At 68.8% G+C, this 24,239-nt stretch carries 17 protein-coding genes and 1 riboswitch; of the genes, 11 read left to right on the forward strand and 6 right to left on the reverse strand.

Annotation, left to right across the window (positions count from 1 at the left end; genetic code table 11):
* Positions 1 to 94 precede the first annotated feature (94 nt).
* Positions 95 to 3,826: a cobaltochelatase subunit CobN gene (gene cobN / locus ACA097_RS09065; RefSeq protein WP_371369873.1), complete on the forward strand. Its 3,732-nt coding sequence runs from the start codon at positions 95 to 97 to the stop codon at positions 3,824 to 3,826.
* A 329-nt stretch (positions 3,827 to 4,155) separates the two neighbouring features.
* On the opposite strand, the gene ACA097_RS09070 is transcribed toward cobN, so the two are convergent.
* Together ACA097_RS09070 and ACA097_RS09075 are read right to left on the reverse strand one after the other, a co-directional pair.
* On the reverse strand, positions 4,156 to 5,253 hold the full coding sequence (locus ACA097_RS09070) for a 3-deoxy-7-phosphoheptulonate synthase (protein WP_371369875.1): 1,098 nt from the start codon (positions 5,251 to 5,253) through the stop codon (positions 4,156 to 4,158).
* Between the two features lie 276 nt (positions 5,254 to 5,529).
* Entirely contained in the window at positions 5,530 to 5,664 is a 135-nt protein-coding gene (locus tag ACA097_RS09075; protein ID WP_269090803.1) for a hypothetical protein, read from the reverse strand.
* A 146-nt stretch (positions 5,665 to 5,810) separates the two neighbouring features.
* Here ACA097_RS09075 and ACA097_RS09080 point away from each other — a divergent pair, with 146 nt between their 5' ends.
* From ACA097_RS09080 to ACA097_RS09100, 5 genes are all read left to right on the forward strand, one after another.
* Positions 5,811 to 6,812: an ATP-binding protein gene (locus ACA097_RS09080; RefSeq protein ID WP_371369877.1), complete on the forward strand. Its 1,002-nt coding sequence runs from the start codon at positions 5,811 to 5,813 to the stop codon at positions 6,810 to 6,812.
* Positions 6,794 to 7,477, forward strand: coding sequence for a VWA domain-containing protein (locus ACA097_RS09085; protein ID WP_371370499.1), 684 nt, complete (start codon positions 6,794 to 6,796; stop codon positions 7,475 to 7,477). Before ACA097_RS09080 ends, ACA097_RS09085 begins: the two co-directional genes overlap by 19 nt.
* Before the next feature lie 251 nt (positions 7,478 to 7,728).
* A complete protein-coding gene (locus tag ACA097_RS09090) occupies positions 7,729 to 10,524 on the forward strand; it encodes a multicopper oxidase domain-containing protein (protein WP_371369879.1) in 2,796 nt (931 codons plus the stop codon).
* A gap of 56 nt (positions 10,525 to 10,580) precedes the next feature.
* Positions 10,581 to 11,492, forward strand: coding sequence for an SCO family protein (locus ACA097_RS09095; protein WP_371370500.1), 912 nt, complete (start codon positions 10,581 to 10,583; stop codon positions 11,490 to 11,492).
* A gap of 148 nt (positions 11,493 to 11,640) precedes the next feature.
* The gene (locus tag ACA097_RS09100; protein WP_371369881.1) at positions 11,641 to 12,276 is read left to right on the forward strand and encodes a hypothetical protein; all 636 of its coding nucleotides are present in this window, start codon (positions 11,641 to 11,643) and stop codon (positions 12,274 to 12,276) included.
* 70 nt (positions 12,277 to 12,346) lie between these two features.
* Here the strand turns inward: ACA097_RS09100 and ACA097_RS09105 are convergent, their stop codons facing one another.
* Together ACA097_RS09105 and cbiE are read right to left on the reverse strand one after the other, a co-directional pair.
* Complete coding sequence (locus ACA097_RS09105; protein WP_371369883.1) at positions 12,347 to 13,081, reverse strand: cobalt-precorrin-6A reductase; 735 nt, start codon at positions 13,079 to 13,081, stop codon at positions 12,347 to 12,349.
* A complete protein-coding gene (gene cbiE / locus ACA097_RS09110; protein ID WP_371369885.1) occupies positions 13,078 to 14,280 on the reverse strand; it encodes a precorrin-6y C5,15-methyltransferase (decarboxylating) subunit CbiE in 1,203 nt (400 codons plus the stop codon). The genes ACA097_RS09105 and cbiE overlap by 4 nt, the downstream gene beginning before the upstream one ends.
* A gap of 68 nt (positions 14,281 to 14,348) precedes the next feature.
* Positions 14,349 to 14,525: riboswitch (cobalamin riboswitch) on the forward strand.
* Positions 14,526 to 14,613: 88 nt separating this feature from the next.
* Between cbiE and cobG the strand changes: the two genes are divergently transcribed.
* Genes cobG through cobJ form a run of 4 tightly spaced genes read left to right on the forward strand, consistent with a single transcriptional unit; the run spans position 14,614 to position 18,959 of the window.
* On the forward strand, positions 14,614 to 15,948 hold the full coding sequence (cobG, locus tag ACA097_RS09115) for a precorrin-3B synthase (protein ID WP_371369887.1): 1,335 nt from the start codon (positions 14,614 to 14,616) through the stop codon (positions 15,946 to 15,948).
* Entirely contained in the window at positions 15,941 to 16,567 is a 627-nt protein-coding gene (locus tag ACA097_RS09120) for a precorrin-8X methylmutase (protein ID WP_371369889.1), read from the forward strand. Before cobG ends, ACA097_RS09120 begins: the two co-directional genes overlap by 8 nt.
* Entirely contained in the window at positions 16,564 to 17,307 is a 744-nt protein-coding gene (locus ACA097_RS09125; protein ID WP_371369891.1) for a precorrin-2 C(20)-methyltransferase, read from the forward strand. The genes ACA097_RS09120 and ACA097_RS09125 overlap by 4 nt, the downstream gene beginning before the upstream one ends.
* Positions 17,307 to 18,959 (forward strand): precorrin-3B C(17)-methyltransferase, encoded by a 1,653-nt coding sequence (gene cobJ, locus ACA097_RS09130; protein WP_371369893.1) that lies wholly within the window; start codon positions 17,307 to 17,309, stop codon positions 18,957 to 18,959. The genes ACA097_RS09125 and cobJ overlap by 1 nt, the downstream gene beginning before the upstream one ends.
* 261 nt (positions 18,960 to 19,220) lie before the next feature.
* On the opposite strand, the gene ssb is transcribed toward cobJ, so the two are convergent.
* Complete coding sequence (ssb, locus tag ACA097_RS09135; RefSeq protein WP_043248969.1) at positions 19,221 to 19,715, reverse strand: single-stranded DNA-binding protein; 495 nt, start codon at positions 19,713 to 19,715, stop codon at positions 19,221 to 19,223.
* A 17-nt stretch (positions 19,716 to 19,732) separates the two neighbouring features.
* Positions 19,733 to 21,121 carry an MFS transporter gene (locus ACA097_RS09140; protein WP_160285722.1) on the reverse strand — a complete coding sequence of 463 codons (1,389 nt, stop codon included), beginning with the start codon at positions 21,119 to 21,121 and terminating at the stop codon, positions 19,733 to 19,735.
* 210 nt (positions 21,122 to 21,331) lie between these two features.
* On the opposite strand from ACA097_RS09140, the gene uvrA reads away from it, so the two are divergent.
* Positions 21,332 to 24,166, forward strand: coding sequence for an excinuclease ABC subunit UvrA (uvrA, locus tag ACA097_RS09145; protein ID WP_043248965.1), 2,835 nt, complete (start codon positions 21,332 to 21,334; stop codon positions 24,164 to 24,166).
* Positions 24,167 to 24,239 lie beyond the last annotated feature (73 nt).

Here is a 24,239-nt window from a genome sequence, read left to right on the forward strand (position 1 = left end):
TTTCGTAGGAGCGAGCTTGCTCGCGAATAGCCCAGCAGCGGGTTTGGTTCGCGAGCAAGCTCGCTCCTACGAAGAGCCACAACCGAGCACGCCCATGCACCTGCTGCGCACCCAACCCGGCGGCTTCGTCCCCGACGACGGCATCGCCCACCTGGCCCAGACGCCCGCCGAGCTGGTCATTCTCTGCAGCGGCGACTCGCACCTCGCGCTGCTTGCCGAGGCCGCCCGCGAGTTGCCGGAGGACTACCCGAGCCTGCGCCTGGCCAACCCCATGCAGCTGCAGAATCACGCCTCGGTGGACCTCTACGTCGACGAGGTGCTGCAGCACGCGAAGGTCATCCTGATATCGGTGCACGGCGGCGTCGGCTACTGGCGCTACGGCATCGAGCAATTGGTAGCGCTGGCCGAGCGCGGCGCCACGCTGATCCTCGCACCCGGCGACGACAAGCCCGATCCCGAGCTGGCCGCGCTCTGCACTGTGTCGCCGCAAGAAGCCGAACGCCTCTGGCAGTACCTGCGCCAGGGCGGCCTGGACAACGCCCGGCAGTTCTTCGCCTGCCTGGCCGCGCAGTACCTGGAGCGCGACTATCCGTGGCGCGAACCGCGCACCTTGCCGCGTGTGGCGCTGCATCATCCGCAGCAGGCAGCAGCCACCCTCGCCCACTGGCAAGCCGAGTGGAATGCGGACTGGCCCGTCGCCGCGCTGCTGTTCTATCGCACTCACCTGCAAGCGGCGAACACCGGCTTCATCGACACCTTCTGCGAACGCCTGCGCGCGCAACAGCTCAACCCGCTGCCGATTGCCGTGGCCAGCCTGAAGGAAGGCGCCTGCCTGGAGCAGGCCGAAGCACTGCTGGACGAGGCCGACGCCGAACTGATCATCAACACCACCGGCTTCGCCCAGTCGAATCCCGAGGCACCGCAAGCCCGGCCATTCCGCCGCGACGTGCCGGTGTTGCAGGCCATCTGCTCGCTGGACAACCTCGAACAGTGGCGCGCCAACCCGCAGGGTCTGGGGCCGCGCGACCTGGCGATGCACATTGCGCTGCCGGAGCTGGACGGCCGCCTGATCACCCGCCCGATCAGCTTCAAGGGCCTGGCCTGGCGCAGCGAGCGCAGCCAGAGCGACGTGGTCTGCTACCTGCCCCATTTGCCGGGCATGGACTTCGTCGCCGAGCTGGCGCGGCGCTGGATCACCCTTGGTCGCAAGCGCAACGCCGACAAGCGCGTGGCGCTGATCCTGGCCAACTACCCGACCCGCGACGGCCGCATCGGCAATGGCGTCGGCCTCGACACACCGGCCGCCGCGCTGAATATCCTGCGTGCGCTGGAAGACCAGGGCTATCCGCTTGCCGGCCTACCGCAAGACGGCACCGCGCTTATCCACAGCCTGCTCGGCGGCGTCAGCAACGACCTCGACAGCCTCGACCTGCGCCCCTGCGCACAGAGCCTGGCGCTGGACGATTACCTCGCCTGCTTCGCCCGCCTGCCGGCCGCCAACCAGCAAGCCGTGCGCGAGCGCTGGGGCGAGCCCGAGCAGGACCCGATGTTCCGTGGCGGTCGCATGATGGTCGCCGGCCTGCGCTTCGGCTTGGCCTTCGTCGGCATCCAGCCGGCGCGCGGCTACCAGCTCGACCCGGCGGCCATCTACCACGACCCGGCGCTGGTCCCGCCGCACGGCTACCTGGCCTTCTACTTCTGGCTGCGCGAGGTATTCGGCGTCGATGCGGTGATCCATGTCGGCAAGCACGGCAACCTCGAATGGCTGCCCGGCAAGGGCGTCGGCCTGTCCGAGGAATGCTGGCCCGACGCGATCCTCGGCCCGCTGCCGAACCTCTACCCGTTCATCGTCAACGACCCCGGCGAAGGCGCCCAGGCCAAGCGCCGCAGCCAGGCGGTGATCATCGACCACCTGATGCCGCCGCTGACCCGCGCGGAAAACTACGGCCCGCTGCGCGACCTCGAACGCCTGGCCGACGAGTACTACGACGCCTCGCTGCTCGACCCGCGCCGCGCCGAACAGCTGCGCGGGGAAATCCTCGACGCGGTGCGCGCCGCCGCGCTCGACCGCGAGCTCGGCCTGCAGCTGAACGACGACGAGGACAGCTGGCTGCCGCAGCTCGACGCCTACCTGTGCGACCTCAAGGAATCGCAGATCCGCAACGGCCTGCACGTGTTCGGCGAATCGCCGGTCGGCCAGCTGCGCCGCGACACGCTGCTGTCGCTGGTGCGCATTCCGCGCGGCGATGGTCGCGGCGCGAACGCGAGCTTGCTGCGCGCGCTTGCCGAGGACCTGAAGCTCGGCCGCGATCCGCTGGACTGCAATTTCGCCGAGGCCTGGGAAGGCCCGCGTCCGGCCTTGCTGGCCGTCGTCAGCGACGAGCCCTGGCGCAGCAACGGCGATACCCGCGAGCGCCTGGAACTGCTCGCCCTGCTGCTGATCGAGAACGACCTGGCAACGCCTGGCGAGGCCAGCGCGCAAGTCCTGCGCCAGCTGCGCGAACAGGTGGCGCCGCTGCTCGATGCCTGCGGCGACAACGAGATCGGCCAGTTGCTGGCAGCGCTGGAAGGCCGCTTCGTTCCCGCTGGGCCCAGCGGCGCGCCGAGTCGCGGACGTCTGGACGTGCTGCCCACAGGGCGCAACTTCTTTACCGTCGACGTGCGCAACCTGCCCACGCCAACCGCCTACCGCCTCGGCTTCCAGTCCGCCAGCCGGCTACTCGAACGCCACCTGCAGGACCACGGCGACCACCTGCGCCAGCTCGGGCTCTCGGTGTGGGGCACGGCGACCATGCGCAGCGGCGGCGACGACATCGCCCAGGCCCTGGCATTGATGGGCGTGCGCCCGGTGTGGCAGGCCGGCAGCCAGCGCGTGGAGGATTTCGAGATCCTGCCGCTGAGCCTGCTCGACCGCCCGCGCGTGGACGTGACCCTGCGCGTCTCCGGCTTCTTCCGCGACGCCTTCGCCAACCTGATCCGGCTGTTCGACGCAGCCGTGCAAGCAGTCGCCGCGCTCGACGAGCCGGAAGACATGAACCCGCTGGCCGCCCGCGTGCGCGCCGAATGCGCGCAACTGCAAGCGAGCGGAGTGGAGGAGCAAAACGCCCGACGCCAGGCCGGCTGGCGCATCTTCGGTGCGCAACCCGGCTCCTACGGGGCCGGCGTGCAAGGCGTGATCGAGGAACGCAATTGGGAAAGCCGCGCCGACCTCGCCGCTGCCTACCTCAACTGGGGCGGCTACGCCTACGGCGCCGGCGACGAAGGCACGCCGGCCCGCGAAGGTTTCGCGCGTCGCCTGGAGGGCCTGCAGGCGGTGCTGCACAACCAGGACAACCGCGAGCACGACATCCTCGATTCCAACGACTACTACCAGTTCCAGGGCGGCATGCTGGCGGCGGCGGAAGTCATCCAGGACCGCCGTGTCGCCAGCTACCACGGCGACCACAGCCAGCCGGACAACCCGCGCATCCGCACGCTGAAGGAAGAGATCGGCCGCGTCGTCCGCGCCCGCGCGGTGAACCCGAAGTGGATCGCCGGGATGAAGCGCCACGGCTACAAGGGCGCCTTCGAAATGGCGGCAACGGTGGATTACCTGTTCGCCTTCGACGCCACCAGCGAACTGGTCGACGATCACCAATACCAGCTGCTCACCGATGCCTACGTGCTCGACGAAGACACCCGCGAATTCATCCGCCAGCACAACCCCGAAGCCCTGCGCGACATCGCCGAAAGGCTGGTCGAAGCGCAGCAGCGCGGGCTGTGGGAAGAGCCCGGCGAATACCGCGAGGCGCTGGAGAACATCCTGGTGGACAGCGAGGAGCAATAGCGCCGACCGGTTCTTCGTAGGAGCGGATTCATCCGCGATCCGTATCATCGACGGAGTCCGCTCGCCCCTGTAGGAGCGGCCCATGGCCGCGATTCGCGCGCATGGCGCGCTCCTACAAGGTCGCATCGGTGCCAGTATTTTCGCGGACAAGATCCGCTCCTACGCGGCACGGATCGACCGTAGGGCGCACAACCGCTCGCGGATGTACACCATGACGCGACGCCCCTGTAGGAGCGGACCTTGTCCGCGATTCGCGCGCATGGCGCGCTCCTACAAGGTTGCATCGGCGCCAGGATTTTCGCGGATAAGATCCGCTCCTACGGCACCGCTCAGCCGCGACGCAACCGCTCCGCCGCATCCAGCAGCAACGCCTCGGTACCGCTCCAGCCCAGGCAGCCGTCGGTGATCGAGACGCCGTAGCGCAGCTCGCCGGACAGCGGCTGGCAGCCGTCGAACAGGTGCCCTTCGAGCATCACCCCGCGCAGGGATGTGTCGCCGGCCAGGCGCTGGTCGAGCACGCTTTGCAGGACCGCCGGTTGGCGCAGTGGGTCCTTGCCGCTGTTGGCGTGGCTGCAGTCGACCATGATGCTCGGCGCGATGCCCAGCTTCTCCAGCCCTTCGCGGATCTTCCGCACGCTGTCCGCATCGTGGTTCGGCCCGCCGTGGCCGCCGCGCAGCACCAGGTGGGTGTCCGGATTGCCCTGGGTCTGCACCAGCGACGGCCGGCCCTGCGGGTCGATGCCGAAGTGCTGGTGCGGGTGCGCCGCCGAGCGCATGGCGTCGGTGGCGATGCCGATGCTGCCGTCGGTGCCGTTCTTGAAGCCCACCGGCAGATCCAGCCCGCTGACCATCTCGCGGTGCACCTGCGACTCGCTGGTGCGCGCACCGATGGCGGCCCAGCCGAGCAGGTCGTCGAAGTAGCCGGCCACCAGCGGTTGCAGCAGTTCGGTGGCGATCGGCAGGCCGCGTTCGAGCATGCCCAGCATCAGCTTGCGCGACAGCACGAGGCCCCCGGCCATGTCGCCGCTGCCATCCAGCTGCGGGTCGTACACCAGGCCCTTCCAGCCGACGGTGGTGCGCGGCTTCTCGACGTAGGCGCGCATCACCAGCAGCAGCTGGTCGCTCACCTGCGGCGCCAGCGCGGCCAGGCGGTCGGCGTATTCGAGGGCGGACTCGGGGTCGTGGATGGAGCACGGGCCGACCACCACCAGCAGGCGTGGGTCGCGACCATCGAGGACGGCGCGGATGGCCTCGCGGCCTTCGCGGACCTGGTGAGCAATGGCGGCAGGCAGCGGCAGGCGCTGGCGCAGTTCGGCGGGGCTCGGCAGCGGCTGTTCGCGGCGGCGAGCGGAGGGCAGCGGCAGGTCGAGGACTTCGGCGGACTGCGGCAGGTCGTGGCGGATCAGGGCGGAAACGGAAGAGTTCATCGGTGGGCATCCTTGGCCGGCGCGGTCATCTGCCGCGCGCGGCGCTATCTGAGTGTTCGACTGAGTCGTTCGGGTGTGGCAGCGGCGCGGCTGCTAAATCGCCAGTCGGAGGTGCGGTAATAGCGGTAGGTGGTGTAAGCGGTCATGTTTCGATCCTGTGCTTGAAGTGTGTTGGCCTTGTGGGCCGGAAAAACAAAAACCCCGGTCGGGTTGCCGACCGGGGTTTCGTGAATCTGTCTGGTTGGCGACCCTGCTTGCTAGGGCGCCTGTGGGGTATCAGGCGCGCCTGTGGCTAAACCAATACCCATAAAAGAAATAACCGGCCGCAGCAGCCAGAACCTGCGCGCGAGCGACCACGGAGCCGATGGCACCGAGGCGAGCGAGGGACTGGATGGACAGGCTGGACGACATGGTTATCTCCACAAGTTGAGGGCCAACTTACTGCATCGCCGCAGGGCTTTCAATCACTCTTGTCTATCGGACCGATCCGCAACGGTCGCCCGACCCTTCCGCCTTCGCTACCATTCGCCCTCTCACGCCCGCCACAGGTAAACCCGATGCAAGCGCACTTCCCCCTCGCCGCCGTGGTCGCCGCCGACGACCTGAAACTGGCGCTGTGCCTGGCCGCCATCGACCCGGCCATCGGCGGCGTGCTGATCGAGGGACCGCGCGGCATGGCCAAGTCGACCCTGGCCCGCGGCGTCGCCGACCTGCTCGATGGCGGGCGCTTCGTCACCCTACCGCTGGGTGCCAGCGAAGAGCGCATCGTCGGCACCCTCGACCTCGATGCCGCACTGGGCGAAGGCCGCGCGCGCTTCTCGCCGGGCATCCTGGCCAACGCCGACGGCGGCGTGCTCTACGTCGACGAGGTGAACCTGCTGCCCGACCACCTGGTGGACCTGCTGCTGGACGTCGCCGCCAGCGGGGTAAACCACGTCGAGCGCGATGGCCTGTCGCACAGCCACCCGGCGCGCTTCGTGCTGATCGGCACCATGAACCCCGAGGAAGGCGAATTGCGCCCGCAACTGCTCGACCGCTTCGGCCTCAAGGTCGAGCTGGACAGCACCCCGCAACCGGCCGAGCGCGCCGAGATCGTCCGCCGCCGCCTGGCCTTCGATGCCAATCCGCAGGCCTTCCTTGCACGCTGGCAAGCCGAGCAGGAGGCCCTGCGCCAGCGCTGCAGCGACGCGCGCCAGCGCCTGGCCTACATCCCGCTGGACGACGACGCATTGCAGGCGATTGCCGAGCGTTGCTACGCCGCCGGCGTCGACGGCCTGCGCGCCGATCTGGTCTGGCTGCGGGGCGCCCGCGCGCATGCCGCCTGGCGCGGCGCCGACCGCATCGAAGCGGTGGATATCGACGCGCTCGATCCCTTCGCCCTGGCCCACCGCCGCCGTCATTCGCCGCCCGCGCAGAGCCAGCCGCCATCCGCGCAAGCACCGAGCGCCAACGAACCGCAGCAAGGCAATCAGGGCGACGGCCAGTGGGGCGAACTGCCCGCCCGCGCCGTGCCGATGGGCGCCGCGCGCGAATTGCCGCGCTGGCCAAAAAAGCCCTGAGCATCCGCCCGCGCCCGGCCCCAGGCGCGGATGCCAACCCCAGACCCGGCCAGCTCGCCGGCGGCCGCAGCGGCGCCCGCCGCGACGGCGCGCAGTTGCGCATCGACTGGCCGGCGACGCTGCGCCACGGCCGCCCGCGAAAGCGCGACGATCTGCGCTGGCATGCCCGCAGCGCGCGGCCCCAGGAACTCTGGCTGGTCCTGCTCGACGCCTCGGCCAGCACCCACCGCCACGGCGCGCTGAGCCAGGCCAAGGGCCTGCTGGCAAACGTCTTCGAGCAAGCCTACCGCAAGCGCGCACGCCTCGCCGTGCTGCACGCCGCAGGCAGCGAACCGCGCTGGCTGTGGCAAGGCCAGAAAGCCTCGCGAGAGCTGCGCGACTGGCTTCGCGAAGTGGGCGCCGGCGGCGGCACGCCGCTCCCCGAAGCACTCGCCCAGGCCAGTGACTGGCTGCAACGGCGCCAGCGCCACAAGCCTGGTGAAAACCAGCGTTTGCTGATCCTCACCGACGGCCGCCTGAGCGACAGCGCCCCCCTGTCGCCACTGCCCTGCCCGACGCTGCTGGTGGACATCGAAAGCGGCCCCGTGCGTCTCGGCCGTGCCCGCCTGCTGGCCAAAAAGCTGGGCGCCGAGTACCAGCCCATCGGCTCGCTGGCGCTGCGCTGATTCCCCGCCAGCGGGCCGCCGATCCCCCGGGCTCGGGGCAATATCCCCAGCCGCGTTCCCCCTCACTTCTTCCTCACTCTCTCCTGCAAGCCGCATGGCACTAGGCCAGCGGCGCGCCAGGCAATTTGTTGCAAATTGTGGCGCGAGCTTTGCGACGGCCCCTTCGCCAACACCAGAAACACCCGCGGCCGTTCCGTACACCGCGGATCGCTACGTCGACCCATCCGCTCGCGAAGCGAAGGAAGCCGAACATGAACTCACAACGCCCCAGGGTTCCCTCACGCCGTCTCAGGAACCTCTCCTGCACCCTGATCCTGGCTGCCGCGCCGGCGCTGCAGGCCTCCTCGCTGGACGACTTCGGCCAGCCGCCGGACAACGATGTCTCCTACTTCCGCGACGTCCCCAACGACGTCGACGCGGCCGCCGAACTGGCCAACACCCCGGATGCCAACCAGGGCGCCTTCGACCTGCCCAACGGCGTGGAGGGCGACCGCACTACGCCGCGCACCGAGAACGTCCTGCCGCCGCTGCAGCAGACCTCGTTCAACTACCCCACCAACGGCAAGCCGAGCCCCCTGTTCGGCGCCCAGCCGTTCACCCAGCAGATGCTGCTGTTCGAGGAATTCGGCCCGGTGAAACTGGACCCGACGACCCCGCCCGGCCCCCTGACCTTCCCGCTGCCGACCGTTGGCCCGGCTCCCGAGCAGGACCCGCTCAGCGTCGCCCGCAGCGGCCCGGCAAGCAGCGCACTGGACGCCTTCCTCAAGCAGCCGGGGCTGACGCCCTACCCCAGCCAGTTCGCCAACGTGCTCGACCGCAACCCCTGGAAGCGGCCGATCGAGGACTTCCTCAACCGCCAGCCGATCGGTTCGCCCGCCGAGGGCCGGCCACCGGGCAAGGGCTGGTCGCACCAGCGCTGGAACGAGTTCTACCCGCAGGCCGCGTACAAGACCGTGCAGGCCGGCGCACGCGCCAACGGCGGCGTGCGCGACGCCTGGCAGATGCACCACTACGCGGTCGGTGAGTTCGCGCCTGGCGGGCTCTACCACAACACCACGGGTACGCAGGGCTTCGACGGCACAACCAAGGGCATCCCGATCCGCATCCACCCGCTGATGCCGATCCAGGACCACAACTCGGTGTGGACCTTCGACGGCACCCTGCCGCCGAAGCTGCTCATGGTGCGCTACGGCCAGCCGCTGCTGATGCGCCACTACAACGCCCTGCCGATCGACCCGGCGGCCAACCGCGGTTTCGGCCTGCACACCATCAGCACCCACGAGCACAACGGCCACACCCCGGCGGAAAGCGACGGCTATACCGCGGCGTTCTTCTTCCCCGGGCAGTACTACGACTACCGCTGGCCGATCCAGCTGGCCGGCTACGACAGCATCAACACCCGAGCCCAGGACCCGCGCGCGGCCTTCCCTTGCGCCCCCGGCGAAACCCTCTGGGTGTATGACGAGCAACCAGGCCTGAAGACCTGCCAGAACGGCCGCATCAACATCCGCGGCGACTGGCGCGAAACCATGAGCACCCACTGGTTCCACGACCACATGCTCGATTTCACCGCGCAGAACGTCTACAAGGGCAACGCCGCGATGATGAACTACTACAGCGCCCTGGACCGCGGCAACGAGGCCATCGACGACGGCGTCAACCTGCGCCTGCCCAGCGGCTCGGCATTGGCCTGGGGCAACCGCGACTACGACGTCAACCTGGTGATCGCCGACAAGGCCTGGGATCAGAGCGGCCAGCTGTGGTTCAACCCGTTCAACACCGACGGCTTCCTCGGCGACCAGGTGCTGACCAACTGGGAGTACAAGCCCTACCTCAACGTGCGCGCGCGCAACTACCGCTTCCGCATCCTCAACGGCTCGGTGTCGCGCTACCTGAAGCTTGCCCTGGTCCGCGAGATCAACGGCAAGGGCGGCGAGTTCCAGGGCCCCTCCGGCTCCAACCTGACCTATGCGCGGGTGCCGTTCCACATGGTCGCCAACGACGGCAACCTGATGGAGCACGCGGTGCCCTTCGACGGCAGCATGGACCTCGATGGCGACGGCGACCGCAGCAACAACAACGCCATCCTGCCGACCCAGGGCATCGCCGAGCGCTACGACATCCTGGTCAACTTCTCCCGCAACGGCATCAAGCCCGGCGACAAGCTCTACCTGGTCAATCTCAAGGAACACGACACCGGCAAGGGCACCAAGCGCGACGTGCCGTTGGCCGACGTGCTCTCGGAGAAGTACAAGGCGGTCATCAAGCAGGGCAGCAAGGGCCCGCAATGGGACAGAGGCGACCCCGGCGTCGGCCTGGTCATGCAGTTCATCGTCAAACCCTACAGCGGCCAGGACCTCAGCCTCGACCCGGTGGCCTACGAGCCGGCCAAGCCGGGCAAGCCCGCCGGCAAGAAGATGATTCCGCTGACCCTCGACCGCGACAACCCGGCCGACAAGGCGAAGCTCGCCCAGGCCCGCCATCGCACCTTCATCTTCGGCCGCTCCGACGGCACCGACGAAGCGCCCTGGACCATCAAGACCGACGGCGGCCTGGGCTTCAGCATGAACTCGCTGCGCGTCTCCGCCGCGCCGCAGCTGGCCAACGGGCCGACCGACGCGGGCTGGAGCGGTGACGGCACCCTCGAGGTGTGGAAGATCCAGAACGGCGGCAACGGCTGGAGCCACCCGGTGCACGTGCACTTCGAGGAAGGCATCGTCCTCAGCCGTGGCGGCAAGGCGCCGCCGGAGTGGGAAAAGTGGGCGCGCAAGGACGTCTACCGCATTGGCGAGGACGCCGACAGCCAACAGGAAGTGCAGATGGCCATCCACTTCCGCGAGTTCGCCGGCACCTACATGGAGCACTGCCACAACACCCAGCACGAGGACAACTCCATGCTGCTGCGCTGGGATATCGAGTTCCCCGGGCAGTTCCAGCTGATGCCGACGCCGCTGCCGACCTGGGATGGCGTCGAATACGCCGGCTCCGTCGCCCTGCCGACCTTCCGTACCGGCGATGTCACCAGCAACAGCGGGGCGCAGCCGTGAAAAGCGCGGCCCGGTGGCTGAAGCCCTGGCTACTGCTCCTGGCGGCCGTCTGCCACATGGCGGCCGCCGAGGGCGATGGCCCCTGGGGCCGCGACTACTTCCCCAACACCGAGCTGGTCGACCAGGACGGCCGGCACCTGCGCTTCTTCGACGACCTGATCGCCGGCAAGGTGGTGGCCATCAACTTCATCTTCACCGGCTGCTCGGCCACCTGCCCGGCGGAGACCGCGCGCCTGCGCCAGGTGCAGAAACTGCTGGGCGACCGGGTCGGCAAGGACCTGTTCTTCTACTCCATCAGCATCGACCCGGCGGCCGACACCCCGGAAGTGCTCAAGGCCTACGCCGAGCGCTTCCACGTCGGGCCCGGGTGGCGTTTCCTCACCGGCGACTTCGCCGCCATCACCGAACTGCGCCAGCGCCTGGGCCTGCTCGACGCGCGGATCGACCCGCAGAACAAGAGCCAGCACAACCTCAGCCTGATCATCGGCAACCAGGCCACCGGGCAATGGATGAAGGTCTCGCCCTTCGAGAATCCGTACATCCTCGCCGACCGCCTGGGCAACGAGCTGCACAACTGGAAAGTGGCCAGCGCCAAGCCCAACAGCTACGCCGACGCGCCCCAGCTGCGCACGCCCTCGCACGGCGAGCAGCTGTTCCGCACCCGCTGCTCCGCCTGTCACTCCCTGGGCGCCGACGCCAATGCCCTGCGCCAGGCCATAGGCCCGGACCTCGTCGGCGTTACCCAGCGCCGCGAACGCGCCTGGCTCAGCCGCTGGCTGCGCGAGCCGGACCGCATGCTGGCCGAGCAGGACCCGATCGCCAGCGCGCTCTACCAGCAGTTCAACCAGGTGGCCATGCCCAACATGGGGCTGGGCGAAACGGACGTCGAAGCGCTGCTCACCTACCTCGAAAACCCCATGCCGCCGGCCGCCCCCACGAAGCCGGCGCTGCAGCAGGCCAGCCAGTGAAACGTCGCCGCCCGACGACCGGTCGGCGCGATCGCCCTCCTGGCGTGTTCCGCAATCACTGGCCGCTCTTTACGAGGGCCGTCAGTGGACCCAGAGCATGTGAGCCCCGGATCGGGCCTCGTGCCCCCAAGCCAATGGAGAGACTCCCATGAAGTTGAAAAAAAGCCTGTTGGTCCTGGCCGTTGCTGGCGCACTGGTAGCGGCTCATTCCTGGCTGCCCGACAATCTTTCGCCGCTGTCCAGCGCCGAGGCGCGGGAAGGCGGTAGCGGCGGAGGCGGAGGCGGAGGCGGCCACGGTGGTGGCGGCAGCGGCGGCGGTGGTGGCGGCCATGGCGGTGGCGGCAGCGGCGGCGGTGGTGGCGGCCATGGCGGTGGTGGCAGCGGCGGCGGCGGTGGCGGTCACGGCGGCGGTGGCAGCGGTGGCGGTGGTGGCGGTCACGGCGGTGGTGGCAGCGGCGGCGGCAATGGTGGCGGCCACGGTGGAGGCAGCAGTGGCGGTGGCAGCGGCCATGGCGGCGGCAACAGCGGTCACGGCAGTGCCAACAGCGGCAGCAGCCACAGCGGCGACAGCGCCGGCAACAGCGGCCGTAGCGGTACCCATGCCGAGGCCGGGGACGACCATGGCAACCATGCCGAAGCCGGCGATGACCACGGCAACCACGCCGAAGCCGGTGACGACCATGGCAATCACGCCGAGGCCGGAGACGACCATGGCAATCACGCCGAGGCCGGAGACGATCACGGCAATCACGCTGAGCCCGGCGACGACCGCGGCGCCAGCTAGTTAGCTAACCGAGCGGCGTATGACCCTTCGCGGTCATACGCCGCTCCCCAGGCTGCGGTTGAAGCGCTCGTTATTCGTTGACGAGAGGCCCCAACGCCTCCCACATCTCTTCGACGCCCTCGAACTGCCGGTCCACCGTCGGCAGTTCGGGACGCGCCAGTATCAGCACCGGAATCCCCCGCTCACGCGCCACCTGCAGCTTCGGCTCGGTGGCCTGGCTGCCGCTGTTCTTGCTGATCAGCACATCGGTCCCCAGGCGCTCGAACAGCTCGCGCTCGCCCTCCAGCGTGAAGGGGCCGCGTGCGCCAAGCACTTCGGCGCGTTCGGTGCCCGGCAGGTTCTGCAGGCAGCGCACCGTCCAGAACTGCTCGGCGGGGATCTCGTGCAGGTGCTCCAGCGGTTCGCGACCCAGGGTGAACAGCGGACGGCGGAATGGCGCCGACGCCTCGATCAGCGCTGCCCAGTCGCGCACCTCGCGCCAGTCGTCGCCAGCACCAGCCTGCCAGCCCGGACGGCGCAGCGCCCAGCAGGGCACACCGGCCAGCTGCGCGGCGCGCGCGGCGTTCGCGCTGATCTGCGCCGCGTAGGGATGGGTGGCGTCGAGCAGCAGGTCGTAGCCCTGCTCGACGATGAACTGCGCCAGCCCCTCGGCGCCGCCATAGCCGCCGACGCGCACCTGGCAGGCCAGGTCGTCCGGCACCTTGCCCAGGCCGGCGAGGCTGTACAGGTGTTGCGGGCCGAGGCGACGGGCGATGGACAGCGCCTCACCGATACCGCCGAGCAGCAGGACGCGCTTGCCACTCACGGTTTGCGCAGCGCCAGCAAGGTGATCGGCAGCGCCGCGCGCCAGGTGTCGAAGCTGCCCAGCGCTTGTGCCTGGGCCACTTGCAGGCGGACCAGCTCGCCGCCGTGGCGCTCGCGCCAGCTCACCAGCATCGCTTCGCTCTGCAGGGTCACGGCGTTGGCGAGCAGGCGCCCGCCCGGCTTCAGGTTCGCCCAGCAGTTTTCCAGCACACCCGACACGGTGACGCCGCCGCCGATGAAGATGGCATCCGGCGCTTCGAGGCCGTACAGCGCTTCGGGCGCATGCCCCGCCACCAGTTGCAGACCGGGTACGCCGAGGGCATCGCGGTTATGCGCGATATGGCCCTGGCGCCCTTCGTCGGCCTCGATGGCGATGGCACGGCAGCTGGGGTGCGCGCGCATCCACTCGATACCGATGGAGCCGCAGCCGGCGCCAACGTCCCAGAGCAGTTCGCCCGGTTCCGGCGCCAGGCGCGCGAGGGTCACGGCGCGCACGTCGCGCTTGGTCAGCTGGCCGTCGTGGCGATAGACGTCGTCCGGCAGGCCGGGCGTCAGCGGCAGGCGCCTGGCATCCACGCCAGCCACGCAGTCGATGGCGATGACATTGAGCGCAGCCGTCTCGTCGACCGCCCAATCGGCAGCCAAACCATCGATGCGCCGCTCGCGTTCGCTGCCCAGGTGCTCCAGCACACTCAGCCGGCTCGGCGCGAAACCGCGCTCACGCAGCAGCGCCGCAACCGCTGCCGGGCTGCGGCCGTCGTTGCTCAGCAGCAACAGGCGACGCCCCGCATGCAGGCGCGAATTGAGCGCCGCCAGCGGACGCCCGACCAGCGACAGCAGCTCGACCTCCTGCAGCGGCCAGCCCAGGCGCGCAGCGGCCAGGCTCACCGAGGACGGCGCCGGCAGCACCTGCATCTCCTCCACCGGCAGCTGCCGCGCGAGCGTTGCGCCGATGCCGAAGAACATCGGGTCGCCACTGGCCAGCACGCAGGTCGGCGTGCCGCGTCGCGCCAGCAGCGGCGCCAGGTCGAAGGGACTCGGCCAGGCCACGCGGCGGGCCTTCAGGCAGTGCGGCAAAAGGTCCAACTGGCGCTCGCCGCCAAATACCACGCCGGCCGCCAGCAGCGCGCGGCGAGCGGCCTTGCCGAGGCCGGCATAGCCGTCCTCGCCGATGCCGACGATGGTCAGCCAGGCTGTCATGGAAACTCCTCGATCTCGCTGCCCACCGATCCGACGGGCAGGCTTTTCCAGCATTCGGACAAAGCGGGCATAATACGCGCTTCGTCGGTGCCCATCAGGGCCGAAGAGGGAACACGGGACCAACCGTGGCTGCCCCCGCAACTGTAAGCAGCGAGTCCGCGCGAATTGGCCACTGGGCAACCGGGAAGGCCGCGCTGGATGAGGACCTGCCAGCCAGGAGACCTGCCGACGAGACCAGTCGCACGTGCAGACATCGAGCGGGGTGTATCGGTGTTGTGAGGTCGCCCTCCGGGGCGATCCGCATGGTCACGGCGACCCAGCCCTGGTGACCCTGTGCAGCGCCCGTCCCCTGCCCCATCCACTGCCATCCGCCCCTCGGCCTGCCCGGGGCTGCTGCGCATCGTCGCCTCGCGCGATGGCGGCATCTGCCGCATCAAGCTGCCCGGCGGGCGTCTCGACGCCGTCGCCGCGCGCGTCATAGCCGCTGCCGCCGAGCGTCATGCCGATGGCGTGCTGGAAGCGACCAATCGAGCAAACCTGCAGATTCGTGGCGTGCATGCCGGCGCCGAAGCAGCGCTTTCCGCCGACCTGCTCGCCGCCGGGCTCGGCCCGCGCGTGGCCGCCGCCGATGACGTGCGCAACCTGCTGCTCAGCCCCGCCGCCGGCATCGATCCGGCCATGCAGCGGGACGTCACGCCACTGGCACAGCGTCTGCTCGACCTGTTGCAGGACAATCCGCGCTTCCACGCCCTGTCGGCCAAGTTCGCCCTGCAACTGGACGGCGGCGAAAGCCTGGCGATGCTCGAACATCCCCACGACCTTTGGCTCTCGGCCATGGACGAAGGGCGTTTTGCTTTCGGCCTCGCGGGCTGCCCGCCAATTCATGCAGACGATCAACCGGCCCTCGCCGCTGTTGCTACCGAGCAAGTACCGGCGCTGGTCGAAGCGCTGCTGAACCTGTTCCTCGACCTGTCCGGCGAAGGCCAGGCGCGCATGCGCCAACTCCTCGAAACGACACCGGCCGAACGCCTGCTGGAGCAGCTCGACGTCCCGCTGCAACGCGGTGCCGCTGTGGGTAACTGGCGGCGCCAGCCGGTGCAGCCCTTCGCCCAGCTCGGCGTTCGCCCGCAGCGCCAGCCAGGCTCGTGCAGCATCGGCGCCGGCTTCGTGCTCGGCCGCCTGGACAGCCGACTGCTGCGTGCGCTCGCCGATCTGGCCGAGCGTGAAGGCGACGGCAGCCTGCGCCTCACGCCCTGGCAGGGCGTGCTGCTGCCGAACATTCCGAACGAGCGCGCCGATGCCGTGCTCGCCGCACTGGCTGACCTGGGCCTGACCATTTCGGCCGAGCAGCCGCTGTCCCGATTGATCGCCTGCAGCGGCTCGACCGGCTGCGCCCGTGGCCTGGCCGACACCAAGGGCGACGCCCTGCGCCTGGCCGAGCGCCTGCAAGCGCCGCTGCCGACCGGCGTGCACCTGTGCGGTTGCCCGCGCTCCTGCGCCGCCGCCCATGTCGCGCCCTTCACCCTGCTGGCAGTCGCCGACGGCCGCTACGACCTCTTCCGTCGCGCCAATAGCGTGGCCGGCTTCGGCCAGCCGCTGGCGCGCAACCTTTCCCTCGACGCCGCCGCCGACCGGCTGCGCGATCCCGGAGTGATTCCCGATGCTTGATTACATCCGCGATGGCCAGGCGATCTACCGCCATTCCTTCGCCACCATCCGTGCCGAGGCCGATCTCTCGGCCATCCCCGCCGACCTGGAAAAACTCGCCGTACGGGTGATCCACGCCTGCGGCATGGTCGACGTGGTGCAGGAGCTGCGCTTCTCCCCCGGAGCAGGAACGGCTGGCCGTGAAGCCCTGGCCAAGGGCGCGCCGATCCTCTGCGATGCGCGCATGGTCGCCGAAGGCATCACCCGAGCACGCCTGCCGGCTGACAACCAGGTGATCTGCACTCTCAACGAAGCCGATGTCCCGGCGCTGGCCCGCGAGCTGGGCAACACCCGCTCGGCGGTCGCCCTGGAGCACTGGCGCGAGCACCTGGAAGGCAGCGTGGTGGTGATCGGCAACGCGCCGACCGCCCTCTTCTACCTGCTGGAAATGCTCGATGCCGGCGCACCGAAACCGGCGCTCATCCTCGGCTTCCCGGTGGGCTTCGTCGGCGCCGCCGAATCCAAGGACCTGCTCGCCGCCGACAGCCGCGGCGTGCCCTACGTGATCGTCCGCGGCCGTCGCGGTGGCAGCGCCATGGCCGCCGCCGCGGTGAACGCCCTGGCCACGGAGGTGGAATGATGACTGGCCGCCTGCTCGGCCTCGGCGTCGGCCCCGGCGACCCCGAGCTGATCACCCTCAAGGCCCTGCGCCTGCTGCAGAGCGCGCCCGTGGTCGCCTACTTCGTGGCCAAGGCCAAGCACCACGCGGGCCACGGCGGCAATGCCTTCGGCATCATCGAACAGCACCTGGGCGAGGCGCAGGAGCGTCTGCCGCTGGTGTACCCGGTGACCACCGAAAAGCTGGAGCCGCCGCTTACCTACGAAGGCGTGATCAGCGACTTCTACGACACCGCCGCCGAGCAGGTCGCGCGCCACCTGGACGCTGGCCGCGACGTCGCGGTGATCTGCGAGGGCGATCCGTTCTTCTACGGCTCCTACATGTACCTGCACGACCGCCTGGCCGAGCGCTATCCGGCGGAAGTAGTGCCGGGTGTGTGCTCGATGCTGGGCAGCGCGGCGGTGCTTGGCGTGCCGCTGGTGTACCGCAACCAGAGCCTTTCGGTGCTCTCCGGCGTGCTGCCGGAAGACGAGCTGAAGCAGCGTCTGGCCAGCGCCGATGCGGCAGTGGTGATGAAGCTTGGGCGCAACTTCGACAAAGTCCGCCGCGTGCTGCGCGAACTGGGCCGCGACGACGGCGCGCACTATGTCGAGCGCGCGACCATGCGGGAACAACGCATCGTGCCGCTGGACGAAGTCGACCCGATGGCCTCGCCCTACTTCTCCATGGTGGTGATTCCCGGCGAAAGGTGGCGCGGCTGATGAACGCCTCCCCCGCCATCGTCATCCTCGGCGCCAGCGCCCTGGCCACCGCGAAACGCCTGCAGGCGCTTTATCCACAGGCGCGCATCCACGGCCTGCAGGGCCGCGCCGAAGGCGCCGACGAGCTTTACCAGGACTTCGGCGACACCCTGCGTGCGCTCTACCGCGGCAACACCCCGCTCATCGCCCTGTGCGCCGCCGGCATCGTCATCCGCAGCCTGGCGCCACTGCTGCAGGAGAAAGGCGCCGAGCCGCCGGTACTGGCCGTCGCCGAAGATGGCAGCGCCGTGGTGCCGCTGCTCGGTGGCCTGGCCGGGGTGAACCGCCTGGCGCGCGAGATCGCCGCCGCACTGGAAGTGGCTCCCGCCATCACCACCAGCGGCGAGCTGCGCTTCGGCACCTGCCTGCTGGAGCCGCCCGCCGGCTACGAACTGGCCGATATCGAACAGGGCAAGCGCTTCGTCGCCGACCTGCTCGGTGGCGAAAGCCTGCGCATAGAAGGTGAAGCGCCCTGGCTGGCCGACGCGAAGTTACCGCTGGCCGAGGATGCCCGGCGCAGCGTGCGGGTGACGTGCGAGGCGGGCCCGGCGCAGCGGGATGAACTGCTGATCCATCCGCGCTGCGTGCTCGCTGAAATCGAAGCGCCCACCGGCAATCTGGAAGCGCTTGTCCACAACGCCCTGGCCGCCGCGAATCTTGCCCCGGCCGCCCTCGCCGCCCTGCTCGCCCCGAGCGAGCACATGGCCGATGCGCATCTCGGTGAGGTCGCCCGGGCGCTCGGTGTACCGCTGCGCTTCATCGCCGAAGACGTATTACCGCCCGTGCATTCGAGCCAGAACGGCATCCGTCTGCGCCTCGCCGATTCCCCAGAGCAGGCCGCTGTCATCGGTCGTCCGCGCGGTCGCCTCAGCGTGATCGGCCTCGGTCCCGGCGCCGCCGAGCACATGACCCCGGCCGTGCGCCGCGCGCTGGATGAAGCCGAAGACCTGCTCGGCTACGAGACCTACGTGAAGATGGCCGAGCCGCTGCGCCCGGAGCAGGTGCGCCATTGCACCGACAACCGCGAGGAAATGCAGCGCGCCCGCCATGCCTTCGAGCTGGCGGCGAGCGGACGCAAGGTGGTGGTGATTTCGTCCGGCGACCCCGGGGTGTTCGCCATGGCCGCAGCGGTGATGGAAGCGCTGCACGAGAGCAGCGATGCGCAATGGCACAACGTCGAGCTGGAGGTGCTGCCCGGCGTCTCCGCCGCGCTTGCCGCGGCTGCCAAGGCCGGCGCACCGCTGGGGCATGACTTCTGCCTGATCTCGCTGTCGGACAACCTCAAGCCCTGGGACATGATCGAGAAGCGCCTGGCCCACGCCGGGCTCGCCGACCTGGCCATGGCCTTCTACAACCCGATCTCGAAGGCGCGCCCCTGGCAGCTCGGCCGCGCCCTGGAAATCGTCCGCGAACACCGTGCGCCGGAAACCCTGGTGGTGCTCGGCCGCGACATCGGCCGCCCGGCCGAGGCGCTGCGGGTGCTGACCCTCGGCGAGCTGCGGCCGGAGATGGTCGACATGCGCACCCTGGTGATCATCGGTTCTTCGCTGACCCGGCGCTTCCCCCGCGCCGACGGCGGCGACTGGGTGTATACGCCGCGCTGGTATCGCTGATCTGCCTAGTGCGATTGGCAGCGGCGGATAAGGCTAGGCCTTGCGATTCGTAGGATGGGTTGAGCCGAAGGCGATACCCATGCTGCCCTGGAAGACGCCCAGGCCGGGCATCGTGTGCGCCGCACCAGTCGCCGCATGGGTTTCGTGCCTCAACCCATCCTACGGGGCTGGCATGCGCCTAGCAGCGCTCCTACAAACGGAAATGAAAAAGCCCGGCATCCCCAAGGGGAATGCCGGGCTTCTTTGAGACCGATCCGACGCTTAGAACGGAATGTCGTCGTCGAAGCTGTCGTAGTCCGGAGCCGGCTGCGGGGCCGGAGCCTGCTGCTGCGGGGCCGGGCGCGGAGCCTGTTGCGGACGCTGCTGCGGCTCACGCGGAGCGCGCGGGGCGTCGTCGCCACCGGCGCCCGGACGACCGCCGAGCAGCTGCATGTTGCCGTTGATGTCTACCACGATCTCGGTGGTGTACTTGTCCTGGCCGTCCTGCCCCTGCCACTTGCGGGTACGCAGGCTGCCTTCGACGTAGATCTGCGAACCCTTGCGCACGTACTCGGCGACGATTTCCGCCAGGCGACCGAAGAACACCACGCGGTGCCATTCGGTGCGTTCCTGTTGCTGACCGGTCTGCTTGTCCTTCCAGCTCTCGCTGGTGGCCAGGGTGACGTTGGTCACCGCATTGCCGTTGGGCAGGTAGCGGGTTTCCGGGTCACCACCGACGTTGCCAACCAGAATGACTTTGTTAACCCCACGGGCCATGACGTTCTCCTGAAGGATCAGCACGCCACCGGCGCGGCTTGCGCCAGACGCTCGAGGGACATGCGATCGACTTGTTGGGTATCCACTTTGACATAGGCGGCGCCTTCCTCGGCGACCACCATCACATCTGCCACACCGGGCAGTGCCTTGAATCGCTGTGCCAGCTCTGCGTCGCGCAGGGCCTCCTCCGAGAGGGGCAGGCGGATGCTGGTCACGTAAGGCGGTTCGCGCATGGTAACAGCAATCGCCAACCAGAGGGCAGCCAGCACCGCGCAGCCGATGAACACCCCGTCGAGGCCACCGTGCTGGAACATCCAGCCGCCGAGAATGCCGCCCACGGCTGCGCCGAGGAACTGGCTGGTGGAGTACACGCCCATCGCCGTGCCTTTACCGCCGGCCGGCGACACCTTGCTCACCAGCGACGGCAGCGAGGCCTCCAGCAGGTTGAAGGCGGTGAAGTAGACGACGATGCCGAACACCAGCTCCTTGAGGCTGTAGCCGAACTCCCAGAAGTACAGCTCGCAGAGCAGCAGGGTCGCTACCGCGCCACTGAGCACGCGCTTCATCTGGCGCTTCTTCTCGGCATAGATGATGAACGGGACCATGCCGAAGAACCCCACCAGCAGCGCGGTCAGGTAGACCCACCAGTGCTCTTCCTTGGGCAGGCCGGCGCGCTCGACCAGCGCCAGCGGCAGGGCCACGAAGCTGGCCATGAGGATCGCATGCAGGACCAGGATGCCGACGTCCAGGCGCAGCAGCTCGGGGTTCTTCAGGGTCGGCACCAGCGACTGCTTGGCCACGCTGGATTCGCGGTGCTGCATGCGATGGTCGGGCGTCGGCACCACGAAGAGGATGATCAGCAGCCCCACCAGCGCCATGCCGGAGGTGAACCAGAACAGCCCGTGCAGGCCGAACAGGTGGGTCAGCACAGGACCGGCGACCATGGCCACGGCGAACGACAGGCCGATGCTCATGCCGATCATGGCCATGGCCTTGGTGCGGTGCTGTTCGCGGGTCAGGTCCGAAAGCATGGCCATGACCGCCGCGGAGATCGCCCCGGCGCCCTGCAGCACGCGGCCGGCGATGATGCCCCAGATGGAATCGGCGTTGGCCGCCAGCGCAGCGCCGGCGGCAAAAATCAGCAGCCCGACGACGATGATCGGCCGGCGGCCGATGCGGTCGGACAGGGTGCCCAGCGGAATCTGCAGGATCGCCTGGGTCAGGCCATAGGCGCCGATGGCCAGGCCGATCAGTGCCGGGGTCGAGCCGGCGAGGTCCTGACCATAGGTGGCCAGGACTGGCAGGACCATGAACATGCCGAGCATGCGAAACGCGAAAACCAGGGACAGGCCCATGGCGGCGCGGGTTTCGGTGCCGCTCATGCGCTCGGTGTGGGTGTCGTGCATAAGCCCCTCGTGGGAAGAATGGATGCGGGCGTTGCCTCATGCCCCGCGCTGGCGTGTCCATCCGCTCCCGGGATGGCCGGCTGGCGCCGACGCCGAAAAACAGCCGGGCATTCTAGCAGCCATGCCGGCCGAGGGCACCAGTCGGCGCTTTGCCGCAGCGGCCGGGGGAAACGTATACTCAGCGGTTTTCGCCCGCCATGCGAGGCCGCTGTGGACAAGATCCTCATCCGTGGGGCACGTACCCACAACCTGAAGAACATCGACCTGACCCTGCCGCGCGACAAGCTGATCGTGATCACCGGCCTGTCCGGCTCCGGCAAGTCTTCCCTGGCCTTCGACACCCTCTACGCCGAGGGCCAGCGCCGCTACGTGGAATCCCTGTCGGCCTACGCCCGGCAATTCCTCTCGATGATGGAAAAGCCCGACGTCGACACTATCGAAGGTCTGTCGCCGGCCATCTCCATCGAGCAGAAGTCGACGTCGCACAATCCGCGCTCCACCGTCGGCACCATCACCGAGATCTACGACTACCTGCGCCTGCTGTATGCGCGCGTCGGCATTCCGCGCTGCCCGGACCACGACATCCCGCTGGAGGCGCAGACCGTCAGCCAGATGGTCGACCAGGTCCTGGCGCTGCCCGAAGGCCGCAAGTTGATGCTGCTGGCCCCGGTGATCCGTGAGCGCAAAGGCGAGCACCTGGCGGTGTTCGAGGAAATGCGCGCGCAAGGCTTCGTCCGCGCCCGGGTCAACGGCAAGCTCTACGAGCTCGACGAGCTGCCCAAGCTGGACAAGAAGCTGAAGCACTCCATCGACGTCGTGGTCGACCGCTTCAAGGTCCGTGGCGACCTGCAGCAGCGCCTGGCCGAGTCCTTCGAGACGGCGATCAATCTCGCCGATGGCATCGCCCTCGTGGCACCGATGGACGACGAAGAAGGCGAAGAAATCATCTTCTCCGCCCGCTTCGCCTGCCCTATCTGCGGTCACTCGATCAGCGAGCTGGAACCCAAGCTGTTCTCCTTCAACAACCCGGCCGGCGCCTGCCCGACCTGCGATGGACTGGGCGTGAAGCAGTTCTTCGACGCGCGCCGGGTGGTGAATGGCGAGCTGACCCTGGCCGAGGGCGCCATCCGCGGCTGGGACAGGCGCAACGTCTATTACTTCCAGATGCTCGGCTCGCTGGCCGCACACTTCGGATTCAGCCTGGAGGAACCCTTCCAGGACCTGCCACCGGAGCACCAGAAATTCATCCTCAATGGCTCCGGCCGCGAAAATGTCGAGTTCCGCTACCTCAACGACCGCGGCGACATCGTCAAGCGCGCGCACCCCTTCGAGGGCATCCTGCCGAACCTGGAACGCCGCTACCGCGAAACCGAGTCGGCCACCGTGCGCGAGGAGCTGGCCAAGTTCCTCAGCACCCAGCCCTGCCCGGACTGCCACGGCACCCGCCTGCGCCGCGAGGCGCGCCACGTATGGGTCGGCGACAAGACCCTGCCGGCGGTCACCTCGATGCCGGTGGGCGCTGCCTGTGACTACGCCGAGGGGCTGACCCTGACCGGTCGCCGCGGCGAGATCGCCGCGAAGATCCTCAAGGAAATCCGCGAGCGCCTGCAGTTCCTGGTCAACGTGGGCCTCGACTACCTGACCCTGGACCGCAGCGCCGACACCCTGTCAGGCGGCGAAGCCCAGCGCATCCGCCTGGCCAGCCAGATCGGCGCCGGCCTGGTGGGCGTCATGTACATCCTCGACGAACCCTCCATCGGCCTGCACCAGCGCGACAACGAGCGCCTGCTGGGCACCCTCACCCACCTGCGCAACCTCGGCAACACGGTGATCGTGGTGGAGCACGACGAGGACGCCATCCGCCTCGCCGACTACGTGGTCGACATCGGCCCCGGCGCCGGCGTGCACGGCGGGCAGATCGTCGCCGAGGGCACGCCGCAGGAGGTCATGGACCATCCGGACTCGGTCACCGGCAAGTACCTCTCCGGACGCCAGAAGATCGTGGTGCCGGCCGAGCGCACGCCGCGCAACAAGAAGCAGCTGCTCAAGCTCAAGGGCGCGCGCGGCAACAACCTGCAGAACGTCAACCTGGAAATCCCGGTCGGCCTGTTCACCTGCGTGACCGGCGTGTCCGGCTCGGGCAAGTCGACGCTGATCAACAACACCCTGTTCCCGATCACCGCCACCGCGCTGAACGGCGCCACCAGCCTGGAGGTCGCACCCTACGAAACCTTCGATGGGCTGCAGCACCTGGACAAGGTGGTGGATATCGACCAGAGCCCGATCGGCCGCACACCGCGCTCGAACCCGGCGACCTACACCGGCCTGTTCACCCCGATCCGCGAGCTGTTCGCCGGCGTGCCGGAAGCCCGTTCGCGCGGCTACGGCCCGGGGCGCTTCTCGTTCAACGTCAAGGGCGGCCGCTGCGAGGCCTGCCAGGGCGACGGCGTGATCAAGGTGGAGATGCACTTCCTGCCGGACATCTACGTGCCCTGCGACGTCTGCAAGGGCAAGCGCTACAACCGCGAGACCCTGGAGATCCGCTACAAGGGCAAGAGCATCACCGAGGTACTCGACATGACCATCGAGGACGCCCGCGAGTTCTTCGACGCCGTCCCGGCCATCGCCCGCAAGCTGCAGACGCTGATCGACGTGGGCCTGTCGTACATCAAGCTGGGGCAGAGCGCGACCACCCTCTCCGGCGGCGAGGCGCAGCGGGTCAAGCTGTCCCGCGAGCTGTCCAAGCGCGATACCGGCAAGACCCTGTACATCCTCGACGAGCCGACCACCGGCCTGCACTTCGCGGACATCCAGCAACTGCTCGACGTACTGCACCGCCTGCGCGACCACGGCAACACCGTGGTAGTGATCGAGCACAACCTGGACGTGATCAAGACCGCCGACTGGCTGGTCGACCTCGGCCCCGAGGGTGGCTCCAAGGGCGGCCAGATCATCGCGAGCGGCACACCGGAACAGGTGGCGGAGATGGAGCAGTCGCACACCGGCCGCTTCCTCAAACCGCTGCTGGAACGCGATCGCGCCTGACGGCCGAAAACGAAAAAGCCCCGCAAACCCAGGCCGTGTGAAAACACGCTGTGAGCAAGGCAAAACAAACGCC

The sequence above is a fragment of the Pseudomonas sp. QL9 genome (genome assembly GCF_041409665.1).
Lineage (GTDB): Bacteria > Pseudomonadota > Gammaproteobacteria > Pseudomonadales > Pseudomonadaceae > Pseudomonas > Pseudomonas knackmussii.